General features: G+C 59.8%; 10 protein-coding genes. 3 read left to right on the top strand and 7 right to left on the bottom strand.

Annotation, left to right across the window (positions count from 1 at the left end):
* Positions 1-48 precede the first annotated feature (48 nt).
* On the bottom strand, positions 49-1,185 hold the full coding sequence (gene dnaJ, locus HMPREF2605_RS07555) for a molecular chaperone DnaJ (protein WP_049337409.1): 1,137 nt from the start codon (positions 1,183-1,185) through the stop codon (positions 49-51).
* Between the two features lie 279 nt (positions 1,186-1,464).
* Between dnaJ and HMPREF2605_RS07560 the strand changes: the two genes are divergently transcribed.
* Positions 1,465-2,334 (top strand): DUF3097 domain-containing protein, encoded by an 870-nt coding sequence (locus HMPREF2605_RS07560; RefSeq protein WP_070847702.1) that lies wholly within the window; start codon positions 1,465-1,467, stop codon positions 2,332-2,334.
* A gap of 263 nt (positions 2,335-2,597) precedes the next feature.
* Positions 2,598-3,017 (top strand): DUF4870 domain-containing protein, encoded by a 420-nt coding sequence (locus HMPREF2605_RS07565; protein ID WP_070688205.1) that lies wholly within the window; start codon positions 2,598-2,600, stop codon positions 3,015-3,017.
* Positions 3,018-3,673: 656 nt separating this feature from the next.
* On the opposite strand, the gene hemW is transcribed toward HMPREF2605_RS07565, so the two are convergent.
* The 3 genes from hemW to HMPREF2605_RS07580 form a co-directional block, all read right to left on the bottom strand.
* On the bottom strand, positions 3,674-4,951 hold the full coding sequence (hemW, locus tag HMPREF2605_RS07570) for a radical SAM family heme chaperone HemW (RefSeq protein ID WP_070847705.1): 1,278 nt from the start codon (positions 4,949-4,951) through the stop codon (positions 3,674-3,676).
* Positions 4,952-5,112: 161 nt separating this feature from the next.
* Positions 5,113-6,954 carry a translation elongation factor 4 gene (lepA, locus tag HMPREF2605_RS07575; RefSeq protein WP_371260001.1) on the bottom strand — a complete coding sequence of 614 codons (1,842 nt, stop codon included), beginning with the start codon at positions 6,952-6,954 and terminating at the stop codon, positions 5,113-5,115.
* A 96-nt stretch (positions 6,955-7,050) separates the two neighbouring features.
* The gene (locus HMPREF2605_RS07580; protein WP_070847708.1) at positions 7,051-8,073 is read right to left on the bottom strand and encodes a PAC2 family protein; all 1,023 of its coding nucleotides are present in this window, start codon (positions 8,071-8,073) and stop codon (positions 7,051-7,053) included.
* Positions 8,074-8,448: 375 nt separating this feature from the next.
* Between HMPREF2605_RS07580 and HMPREF2605_RS07585 the strand changes: the two genes are divergently transcribed.
* A complete protein-coding gene (locus tag HMPREF2605_RS07585) occupies positions 8,449-9,033 on the top strand; it encodes a hypothetical protein (RefSeq protein ID WP_141762289.1) in 585 nt (194 codons plus the stop codon).
* A gap of 267 nt (positions 9,034-9,300) precedes the next feature.
* Here HMPREF2605_RS07585 and rpsT read toward each other — a convergent pair whose 3' ends face one another.
* From rpsT to holA, 3 genes are all read right to left on the bottom strand, one after another.
* Positions 9,301-9,564 (bottom strand): 30S ribosomal protein S20, encoded by a 264-nt coding sequence (gene rpsT / locus HMPREF2605_RS07590; RefSeq protein WP_049360830.1) that lies wholly within the window; start codon positions 9,562-9,564, stop codon positions 9,301-9,303.
* Between the two features lie 261 nt (positions 9,565-9,825).
* A complete protein-coding gene (locus HMPREF2605_RS07595; protein ID WP_070738461.1) occupies positions 9,826-10,467 on the bottom strand; it encodes a type II toxin-antitoxin system PemK/MazF family toxin in 642 nt (213 codons plus the stop codon).
* 15 nt (positions 10,468-10,482) lie between these two features.
* Positions 10,483-11,517 carry a DNA polymerase III subunit delta gene (gene holA / locus HMPREF2605_RS07600; protein ID WP_070738463.1) on the bottom strand — a complete coding sequence of 345 codons (1,035 nt, stop codon included), beginning with the start codon at positions 11,515-11,517 and terminating at the stop codon, positions 10,483-10,485.
* Positions 11,518-11,640 lie beyond the last annotated feature (123 nt).

The following is an 11,640-nucleotide window of genomic DNA, read 5'->3' on the forward strand; positions in this document are numbered from 1 at the left end:
GCGGGTTGAGTACCGCACCCGCCGCATCCTCAGCTTGGTGTAGGAATCCTACTTAAACTGGTCCTTCAGGCGGGAGAAGAGACCGCCGCGGTGCTTGACCTGCGAACCTTCGGTGAGGGATTCACCGCGCAGGGCGGCGAACTGGCGCAGCAGTTCACGCTGTTCTTCGGTCATGTCGGTGGGGGTAACCACCTGGATACGCACCAGCAGGTCGCCGCGACGCTCGGTGCCGAGCACGGTTGCGCCCAGGCCGTTGAGGGTGATCACGTCACCGCTCTGAGTGCCTGCGGGGATTGCAACTTCTTGGTCGCCGTCGAAGGTCTTCAGCGGGATGGTGGTGCCCAGCGCCGCCGCGACCATGGGGATATTCACGGTGGTGACCAGGTTGTCGCCCTCGCGGCTGAAGTACTTGTCACGCTTAACGTTCAGGTCAATGTACAGGTCGCCGTTGGGGCCACCGTACAGGCCTGCCTCGCCCTTGCCGCGCAGGCGGATACGCGCCTGGTCGTGCACGCCGGCGGGAACGTTGAAGGTCAGCGGCACGTCTTCACGTACTCGGCCCTGACCGTGACATTCAGGGCAGGGGGTCTTGATGACGGTGCCGTAGCCGTGGCAGTCGGGGCATTCAACCTGCTGCATGACGGTACCGAGGATGGACTGCACGCGGCGCTGCATGAAACCGTGACCGGAGCAGGTGGTGCAGGTTTCGGGCTGGGTACCCTCTGCGGTGCCTTCGCCGTTACAGGATTTACAGGTCACGGCGGAGCGACGCTCAATGGTCTTCTCAACACCGAACACGGCGTCCTGCAGGCTGATGGAGACCGTAATCAGGTCGTCCTGGCCCTGACGCATGCGGGATGCGGGGCCGCGGGCACCTGCCGCGCCGCCGGTGAACATGTTCAGCAGGTCCTCGAAACCGCCGAAGCCGCTGAATCCGCCGCCCGGGTAGCCGCCGCCTCCGGGGTAGCCTGCGCGGCCCTGTTCGTCGCCGGTGGTGTCATAGTTGCGGCGCTTTTCAGGGTCGGAGAGCACCTCGTAGGCGAGGGTGACGCGCTTGAATTCTTCGGCTGCGTCCTCGGAGGGGTTCACGTCGGGGTGCAGTTGGCGTGCCTTCTTTCGGTACGCCTTCTTGATCTCTTCGGGGCTGGCGTCGTTCGATACGCCGAGAGTATCGTAGTGGCTCATGCGTTTCCTTCCTCTCGAGACGATGGCGGTGCTCGATGAGTGCACCGCCAACAATGGTCGTATCAATTCTAGGGGATACTACCCCCGACCCGATACAATGGCTAGGCTGAATGGGGGTCGCTCCCGCTATCCGCTTAATCTGCGGTGCGCCCCGAACCCCGTTTTAGTTCCCCCGCCGGTTCTGTCTCACGGTTCCGTCTGATTGTTCTGTCTTATGGTTCCGGCACGGTCACCGCCCCTACTGGCTCTGCTGTCCCTACCGCCCCAAAGGAGAATACGTTGAGTACCCACCACTCCCCCTACGGCTGGGGTGCCCAGGATCTAAACGCCGCCCGCATGAGCCGCCAGGCGCCGGCCCCACGTAAGGTGCCGCTGCGCCGCGGCCTGCTGATTGAGGATATTAACGGCTGGGTGGGTGAGGTCGTGAAGGCTGAACGCATCGGCGGTGCTCTCTTCTTCGGACTCGAGGACGCGAAGGGCCGCGTGAAGAATTTCCCGTTGGGTCCGGGCTACCTGATTGAGGGTGAGCCCGTTGAGATTGTCGCCCCGGTGGCGGCGAAGGAGCCGAAGCGCACGATTTCTCGTTCCGGTTCTATTGCGGTGAAGAACGCCCCGGCTCGGGTGGCGCGCGCCTCCCGCATCTGGGTTGAGGGTCTGCACGACGCCGAGCTCGTGGAGAAGGTCTGGGGCCACGATCTGCGCGTTGAGGGCATTGTTGTGGAGCCGCTGCACGGCGTGGATGATCTCGCCGGTGCTATTCGTGAGTTCGCGCCGGGCACGGGCCGCCGCCTGGGTATTCTGGTCGACCACCTGATTGAGGGCACGAAGGAGCAGCGCATTGTTGCCGAGGCGATGGCTGTTCCGGGTGCCGCCGGGCACGTGAAGATCGTGGGTCACCCGTTCATCGATATTTGGCAGGCGGTTAAGCCCTCGGTGCTGGGTTTGAAGGCGTGGCCGCAGGTGCCGCGCGGTGAGGACTTCAAGAAGGGCACGCTACGTCGTCTGGGTCAGCCGCACGAAACGCAAGCGGATGTGGCGCAGGCATGGAAGCACATCCTCTCCCGCGTTGACTCCTACGCTGACCTGGACCCGACGCTGCTCGCCCCGGTCGAATCGCTCATCGATTTTCTCACCGAGCCGGGTGCCTAACCGCACGCGAAACCCGTTATTCCACCCCCGTCTGCGGGCGTAGGTGTGAGTTTGCTCAGAACCTTTCCCTCGCGGGCATTATCCTGTGGGTTTTGCCCGCTAAAGCGGTACAATAGTTGAGCGTGTGGCATTGCCCCTGTGGGTTTATGTTGCACCATCACTACACTCTAGGTCACCACCGCTCAAACGATTCACCTCCTCGGAGGGCAGATCCACCGGCTTAGGTGATCACCACAAGAAACTTCTATCGAACCAGGATTTTCGTGACTAACGATGTTCGCCCGGCAACCGGGCCTCAGAAAACCCGTAAGATTAGCGTGATTCAGGACCGCAACCGTGCGACTCTCGCGCATTTCGGCGGTATTCTCGGCATCATCCCTTCCGCTGCGGTTTTCTACGTCAGCCGCAATAACGCGCCCTTCGCTGAGCAGGAAGCTCGCGAGGCGATGAACTTCACCCTCTTGCCCTCCATTGCTCTAGTGGCGCTGTGGGTTGTGTCGTTCCTGCCCGGCATGGGCAACATTGCCATGGTTCTGGGTGCGCTCGTGTGGCTGTTCATGGCTATTGCGTCGCTGCGCGCCGGCATTGAGGTGAACCGCGGTGAGCCGTACAGCTACCGTTTGAACCCGCGCCTGCTGGACCGCTTCTACTCCACCGAGAACGCAGAATCCGCAGAGTCCTAAGAACTGACGGTCCTAAACCGCGCTGTCTCAGAACCGCGCTGATAACTTTTACGATGAACGCCCCGCACGTTGTGTGCGGGGCGTTCTACGTTTAAGTGGGGCTTCTTTGCCTAGTGCGCGTGAATTGCTGCAAACTCTACCGAATGGTGCTGTAGATAATCGTTGTTAAACGATCGTGGGCCCCTGTTACCAGGAGCCCACAACCGTATTCACTCAACTTCAGCAAAGACGAGAACACGCTGTTAGACATATACCGTCCTGCCATGACCTATTATGGCACAGCGTAACCTTCAACCACAACTTGAAATTGGGTGTTTTGGAGAATTTTTTCTAAGGAAAGTAATCGAAAAATACGCATCCCAAAAGCGGCATGAAGGAGTGGAAAATTCTTTCGGCTAGTCCAGCACAAATGCGAACAATTAGCACACCGGTGTAAGGTGTGATGCTCCCCCAAAGTCCCTCCAAACAGACCCGAAAAAATTTTTTAAAAGTTTTTCTGAACCCACAAAAACACCCCGAAATCACCGAAATATTACGGCAATACCGGGGTGCACGCCGCGTGCAGGCGGCGGCAGAGACAAGGGGCAAATGAAGTTGAACCAGATCTGAGCCAAGACACAGCTCCAGCTGAAAAGCCCCTAATCAAGCAGGTATTTCTAGTGCTCTTCAGAGACCTCCGGGAGCAGCTCGCGGGTGACCGCATCGCCCAGCAGGCGGCCCTTGAGGGTTAGTCGCACGTGGGCTTCAGGGTCAGGTTCAGCTTGAGAATTCAAAGCATCAGGCTCAATCAGAGCTTGAGAAACCAGCCAGCGCAGGGAGGCACCCAGCTGCGCCTCATCGTGCACGGCGAGCAGCTCGCGCATCGCCAAGCCCTCACGCACACGGATCATGAGCATAACCGTCTCAAAAGCACGAGTGGCGGTGTCCAGCACCTCACGTGCCGCCGCCGGGGACTCCCCCGCACGCACCTTCTGCGCATACGGCACCGGGTGCTTCACGTTCCACCAGCGGGTACCGTTCACGTGCGAGTGCGCGCCGGGGCCGATGCCCCACCAGTCCTGGTTGCGCCAGTAGGCGAGGTTGTGGTCGCTGCGGGTGTCCTCGCTGCGCGAGTAGTTGGAGACCTCGTACCAGTTGTAGCCGGCTTCGGTGAGCAGCTCCTCGGCGAGCAGGTACATGTCCGCCATGAGGTCCTCGTCGGGCATGGTGTATTCGCCGCGGCGGATCTGCGCGGCAAGCTTGGTGCCGTCCTCCACAATCAGCGAGTACGCGGAAATATGGTCCGGCTCGTAGGAGATCGCGGCGCGAACACTGCGCTCCCACTGCTGCAGGCTCTCCCCCGGCGAACCGTAAATCAAGTCCACAGACACCTGCAGGCCGACCTCCTTAGCCCAGGCGACGACCTTCGGCACGTTGGAGGGCGTGTGGGTGCGGTCGAGTACCTGTAGCACCTCGGGGACGACGGACTGCATGCCGAAGGATACGCGGGTGAAGCCGCCGTCCTTGAGGGTTTGCAGGTCTTCGCGGGTGACGGAGTCGGGGTTCGCTTCAGTAGTGACTTCTGCACCTTCGACGAGGCCGAATACGTCGATGGCTGCCTGCAGGATGCGTACGAGGTCGCGGGCGGGCAGTTTGGTGGGGGTGCCGCCTCCGAAGAAGACGGTGTGCATGGGGCGTTTTGCGACACCGGAGGTTTCGAGGGTGCGGGCGGCGAAGAGGATTTCTGCGATGGCGTCGGCGGCGTAGGTGCCGAGGCCGATGCCGTCGCCGAAGTCTTCGGTGGCGTAGGTGTTGAAGTCGCAGTAGCCGCAGCGTACGGAGCAGAAGGGGATGTGTACGTAGAGGCTGAAGTCGCGGGTTTCGCATCCTGCCGCGCTGGTGGCGGGGATGCGCCCGTCGCGGGGTGCGGGGGCGCCGGTGGGCTGGGCGGGCATTCTGCCTCCTGGAACTAGGTGTACGGGTCGTGAATCAATAATATGGCGGGCGGCATCAACAGACAGCGTGCAGAGAACCCGGCGGTACACGAGGCACCAGCCGGGTTCTCCACAATCAACAGGTCAGCACACAGCCGGAAAAGCTACAAAGCAGCGAAAGGCTACTTCTTCTTTTCCTTCTCCTCGCTCGAAGACAGTGCCGCAATGAAGGCTTCCTGAGGAACCTCCACACGACCGACCATCTTCATGCGCTTCTTGCCTTCCTTCTGCTTCTCCAGCAGCTTACGCTTACGCGAAATATCGCCACCGTAACACTTCGAAAGAACGTCCTTACGCATCGCACGAATATTCTCGCGGGCAATAATACGCGAACCGATAGCCGCCTGAATCGGCACCTCAAACTGCTGACGAGGAATCAGCTCACGCAGCTTAGAAGTCATCATCAGGCCGTACGAGTACGCCTTATCGCGGTGCGTAATGGCGCTGAACGCATCCACCTTCTCACCCTGCAGCAGGATGTCGACCTTCACCAGGTCGGCCTCTTCCTCACCGTCGAACTTCCAGTCCAGCGACGCATAACCGCGGGTACGGGACTTCAACTGATCGAAGAAGTCGAACACAATCTCTGCCAGGGGCAGGCGGTAACGCATCTCCACACGATCCTCGGACAGGTAATCCATGCCGCCAATCTGGCCGCGGCGAGCCTGGCACAGCTCCATAATCGCGCCAATGTACTCGCTCGGGGCAATAATCGTACACGCCACCATGGGCTCGCGAATCGTCGCAACCTTACCCTCGGGGAATTCGCTCGGGTTGGTCACGCGCTTAGCGTTGCCGGCCTCATCCACCACGTCGTAAATAACGTTCGGCGCGGTCGAAATCAGGTCCAGGTTGAACTCGCGTTCCAGGCGCTCACGCACAATCTCCAGGTGCAGCAGACCCAGGAAGCCACAGCGGAAACCGAAACCCAGAGCGGCAGAAGTTTCCGGCTCGTAAATCAGCGCGGCGTCGTTAAGCTTCAGCTTATCCAGCGCGTCACGCAGCGCCGGGTAGTCCGAACCATCAATCGGGAACAGGCCAGAGAACACCATCGGCTTGGGGTCCTCGTAACCGCCCAGGGACTCCTGTGCAGGCTTCGCGGCGGAGGTGACGGTATCACCCACACGGGACTGACGGACGTCCTTCACACCGGTAATGAGGTAACCTACCTCGCCCACGCCCAGACCCTTCGACGGGACAGGTTCAGGGGAAATCACGCCGATTTCGAGCAGGTCATGCTCAGCGCCGGTGGACATCATCTTAATCTTCTGACGCGGCTGCAAGCTACCGTCCACAACACGCACATAGGTGACCACGCCGCGGTACGAGTCGTACACCGAGTCAAAAATCATGGCACGCGCCGGGGCGGATGCGTCACCCTGCGGGGCGGGAATCGCCTCCACAATGCGGTCCAGCAGAGCCTCAACGCCCTCACCGGTCTTACCCGATACGCGCAGAACCTCGTCAGGCTCGCAACCAATCAGGTTCGCCAGCTCCTCAGCGTACTTATCCGGCTGAGCCGCGGGCAGGTCAATCTTGTTCAGCACCGGGATGATGGTCAGGTCGTTCTCCATCGCCAAGTACAGGTTAGCCAGAGTCTGAGCCTCAATACCCTGGGCGGCGTCCACGAGCAGAAGCGCACCCTCGCACGCGGCCAGGGAGCGGGACACCTCATAGGTGAAGTCCACGTGGCCGGGGGTGTCAATCATGTTCAGCGCGTAGGAGGTGCCGTCAACATCCCAGGGCATGCGCACAGCCTGAGACTTAATGGTGATACCGCGCTCACGTTCAATGTCCATGCGGTCCAGGTACTGCGCCTTCATATCGCGCGGGGCAACCACGCCGGTGGCCTGCAGCATGCGGTCCGCGAGGGTGGACTTACCGTGGTCAATGTGGGCGATAATGCAGAAGTTGCGAATAATCGCGGGGTCGGTCGCCGCCGGAACGGGCGGGTTCTTCGACATGGGTGCCAATCACATCATCCTTTCGAGATGCTGGCTGCGGGTATGGGCATAGTTACCTATCATTTTCCCATACCCGCGCCATATGTGCGAACGGACCTAACGTTCCGAAGAATCCTCCGCGGAATCCGCACCATCATCGGCAGGGTTTACGCCCTCGGAGGCGCCGCTGAGGGAATCCAGGTAGCCCTCAATATCCTCGGCAATCACCTCGCCGGAGACAGTGCGCAGAGTCGAATCCATCTTCTGCTCAATCTCACGCACCAGCTCAACCTTCTCGTAGTCCTTCGCCATTTCTTCGGCGAGCTCCGCCTCCCACTCATCAGCGTGGGCGCGCAGGCGGTCGTACTCCTCCGACTCAACCTTAATGCCGAGGATGACCTCCAGCGCCTCGATCAGGCTCACGACCGCGCGCGGGTTCTGCTGGTCAAAACTCAGATACCCCGGGATGCTCATACGCAGCATGACAGAGGAGGACAGGCCGTGCTCAGCGGCGAGCGCAGACATCGCCATCGTCACCGAGGTAGAACCGGTGAAATACTCGTGCAGAATACCGGGGATTGCCGCCAGCTTCTCGTCGTGAGTGGTCAGCGTGTACGGGTACGGGCGGGTGTGCGCCACCTCATCCTCGAAGGTCTCAACGAAGATCGCGTGGTCCACGTGGAGTTTCTTCACGTACTTGAAGAAGCGGGTCATGAACCGCCGCAGGCACAGGCTGGGAGCGGGGCCGGTCACCACGAGCAGGCGCAGGCGACGCTCCGGGATAGTGACCATGTTGTAGAACATCTTGGGCCACACCAGAACCGTGGAATCGGAGTCGTCGCTGTTCTGCAGCTGCGGGGCGACGGAACCATAGTCGTAGAAGTCGTCCATGTCGAAGCCGGGGCTCTCATCGCACGGGTCGAACGCGCGGTGAATCACGTCGAGGGCGTCCTCACCGTTGCCCGGGGGTTCCTTCGCGGAGTTGAAACCGACCAGCATGACGGTCGTGTAGTTGTCCTCCTCGGAGGACTCGCCCAGGCCCAGCTTGCCGAGCAGTCCCTTCTTCGCGGGCTGTTCGGTGGAGGCGGGCTTGGCGAAAGCGTCAAAGAGTCGGGCGGGAGGGAAGTTCGGCTGGCTCATCGTTGTCCTTAGCTCGTGGTCGGTTCACCGGGTACATGGGGGGTGTATGGAAAGTTGCCGGTGAACTGTCGGTGGTTGTGTAGTGTGTATCGGCGATGCTCTCGCGTTTTCCCCGGCGCTGCGTGCAACGCCGCTTAGGGCGCTCATGATAGGCGCGGGCGGTGTGCGGTACCGCCGATAATTCCCACTATACGGGCTTCCACGCGACCCGCAAGCGGTTTCGTCACCGGGCGGGCGCCTCCCCGAATCTGGGTGTAAAAATTCAGTAACGAGTCACCAGATGCGAACACATCACTCACCCGCAGTTGCGTTTAGGCTTTCACCTGTTGCCGTGTGCCCTGTCAGGGTGAAGTGTGACTGGTTATGATGGCTAGTATGGACTCACAATTTATAGCAAATCTTATTTCTGGCATATCAGCACTTGCTACCGTCGTTGCGGCTATTTATACAAGGCGGCAGGCTATTGGTTCTAAGGAAGCGAAGGCAAAAGCAGAGGAATCACACAAGGCAGCTCTAGATATGCGTGATGCGGCTCAGCGTTCTGCAAAGGCTGCAGAAGAACAGGCTAACCAGGCTGAGCTGGCGCGTAAAGCTGCAGAGGAACGAGTCCGACAGGCTGAGAAGTTACTCGAACAGATGCAGCAGATTGTCACTGAACAGCAGAGCCAGTCCCAGTCACAGTCCAAGATTGCGGCTAACCTATGGCGCCCTGAATTTCAGCTGACTCATGTCCGAGAAATGCGGTACAAACTACAAAACATCAGCGAGCATTCTTTAGATGTGCTTAAAGTTGTAAACCAGAATGAATTTTTCCGGTGCGATGATATCAACCAGCAGTTTAATCCAGGCGAATCACTCGACATTCTTCTAGGTGGTGCGTGGGAGATTCCCTTACCTTCAAATTTAATTCTTCAGGTCGCGGGTCGGGATGAACCTATCCACGTTCAGATTCCTGCGTAAATCCAGCTAAGCAGGTTAAAGCCAGTAATTGCATATAACCGCAATAGAGACGGTATCTGCTTAAACGTATATCTGGCTCGTTAGGGCTCTGAGGAGGTCTGGGACGCAGCTAATTTTGGTCACGATTTACTCACGATTTTGAAGCAAGGAAGCACCCACAATAAACGATTCGGGTATAAAGAAACCCCCTGCGTTCCCCTTAGAGGAGGGGGAACACAGGGGGTCTCTGCCCTTAAACCAGAGAGGTACTTAGGTACCCCGCAAGTTTTAGAAAGCCTTGTTTACCAGCGTAGCAAGACCGGACTTCTTGTTTGCAGCGGTCTTCTTGTGCAGAACACCCTTGGAAACAGCCTTGTCCAGCTTACGGTTCACAAAACGCAGAGCCTCAACAGCAGCTTCCTTGTTCTGTGCCTCAACAGCAGCCTTGACCTTGCGGGTCGCGGTCTTCAGCTCGGACTTCACAATGTTGTTGCGCAGGCGAGCCTTCTCGTTGGTGAGGATACGCTTCTTCTGAGACTTAATGTTAGCCACAATTAAACTTTCTGTTTTGTCTTATTGGTCGGTGAGGGCGACGCTGGCCGATCATCGACTGAGCGGCGTGGGGATGCCTATGGCAACCGGCCAGCAGTGCCCGATGACCATCGGACACTCAACCACACATAATACCAGATGAACAGCCTCCACGACAGACCCCCGCGGAGAGAAAAATACTGTGAAAACCACTACACGCAGCCTCCACATACGGCGCAGATAATCCGCACCGGCCGCCGGTGAAACTACCGGCACAGGGCGTTAGCCGTTATGGCGAGTCCACGCACGCTCAATCAGGCGGAACGTATCCTCCGGCATAATCGCACCCTCACGGCGCATCGAATCCGGGCGAACACGAATCACACGGTTCAGCTTCACCTCAGAAGCGCGGCCCTGCGGATCCCACGGACCCGAACCAATATCAAGGTAGTTCGGGTCAGCGTGCTCACGGTTATTGTGATCCTTGCTGGTCATCATCAGTGCCAGCAGGTACTCACCGTCACGACCCACCAGAAGCACCGGGCGGTCCTTACCCTGCGAGTGGTCCTCCTCGAAGGGAACCCACGTCCACACGATTTCACCCGGGTCAGCGTCGCCATCCATGGAGGGCGAGTACTCAAAGTCAATCATGTCGCGGTAATCGCCCGGGTAATCCGAACCCGCAGAAGCGGAGGCGGTGCTTGCCGAACGAGTCGACGCGGAAGGCTTCGGGGCGCTCGGCTTAGGCGCCGAAGAGCCGGAGGTACGAGCCTCACCCTGACGAGAATCATCCTTGCGGGATTCACTCTTCTGGGAGGACTCGGAGCCGCCCTTAGACGCAGTAGCGTCGTTGAGGGCATCCTCTGCCGCCTTCTGCAGGAAGGGCAGCAGGGCAAAGAAAATTTTCTTCAGAATTTCGAGCATGGGCTCTATTATGCACTACAGGCGCGGCGGTAGAGCAATCGCCAAAACAGCCTGCTCCACCGCATACACGGCGTCCTGCGACTCGCCCTTCAGCTGGGCGTCAGCATCAGCCAGAAGCTGCACAATATGCGCCAACTGTGCGCCGGTAAAACGACGGCCGTCACGCTGAGCCTGCTCCACCTGCCACGGCGCCATACCCACCTCACGCGCCAGCTCGTTAGCGCTCATGCGCACGTGGTGCACGCGCGCAATATTGCGGATGCGCATGGCGAGCGCGCCGAGCATCGGGATCGGCTCTGTGCCGGTGGCAAGGGAGTGGCGGAGCAGGCGCAGTGCCTCCGGGGCGTTACCGGAAATCGCGGCGTCACTCACGCGGAATGCAGTGACTTCGGTACGGCCGCCGTAGTAGCGGTTCACCGCCTCTTCGGTGATGTCGCCGGGCACGTCAGAGAGCAGCTGCTGGCATGCGGCGGCAAGCTCCGCAGTGTCGGATGCGGCGGCCGTCAGCAACGCCAGGGCGCCGCCGGTAATCGGGCGCTGAGCTGCTGCGAACTCCCCCGCCAAGAACTCGCTCTTCTCACGGTCGGTCTTGAGCGCCTTGCAGTTAATGAGCACGAACTGGGAGCGCACCATGTCGATGAGCTTCTTGCCGCGGTTACCGCCCGAGTGGTTCAGAATGAGCATGATGTCCGGCTCGGGGGCGTTCAGGTAAGCGAGCGTATCGGTCAAAAACTCGTCACTCATGGAGGCTACGTTCTCAACCTCAATGATCTTCGCCGAACCAAACAGAGAGGGCGAAGCGTGCAGAATCAGCTCCCCCGCCGTGTAGGTGGCGGCGTTAATCTGAACGCGGTCCACCTCCGGGTGGATGCTGCGGAACAGCTCACGCAGGCGTGCCGCAGCGCGGGAGGCGAAGTACTCCTCCGGGCCGTAGAGCATGACGGCGGGTGCCGGGGTGACGGTACGCCACGCGGTGTCGAGGGCGGGGCCGCCTCGGCGGGCGTAGCCTCGGGAACCGCCACGCTGGGTTGAACGCTTACGCTCGGACACGCTTATCACTCGCCTTTATCTGCAGGGTACGGGCTGAACTCGGCCCCGCTGCGCACGGGGTGCTGCGCGGGTAGAGTCTCGAGTATCCATCATAGCGTTTTCTTCTCAGATGCCTCCTAGCGG

Source organism: Rothia sp. HMSC065C03 (genome assembly GCF_001837295.1).
In the GTDB taxonomy this organism is placed as follows: Bacteria; Actinomycetota; Actinomycetes; order Actinomycetales; family Micrococcaceae; genus Rothia.

Bases quoted from the DNA above. Each gene is read 5' to 3' on its own strand.
- dnaJ (WP_049337409.1), bottom strand. From the start codon at position 1,185: ATGAGCCACTACGATACTCTCGGCGTATCGAACGACGCCAGCCCCGAA.
- hemW (WP_070847705.1), bottom strand. From the start codon at position 4,951: ATGCCCGCCCAGCCCACCGGCGCCCCCGCACCCCGCGACGGGCGCATC.
- lepA (WP_371260001.1), bottom strand. From the start codon at position 6,954: ATGTCGAAGAACCCGCCCGTTCCGGCGGCGACCGACCCCGCGATTATT.
- HMPREF2605_RS07580 (WP_070847708.1), bottom strand. From the start codon at position 8,073: ATGAGCCAGCCGAACTTCCCTCCCGCCCGACTCTTTGACGCTTTCGCC.
- HMPREF2605_RS07585 (WP_141762289.1), top strand. From the start codon at position 8,449: ATGGACTCACAATTTATAGCAAATCTTATTTCTGGCATATCAGCACTT.
- HMPREF2605_RS07595 (WP_070738461.1), bottom strand. From the start codon at position 10,467: ATGCTCGAAATTCTGAAGAAAATTTTCTTTGCCCTGCTGCCCTTCCTG.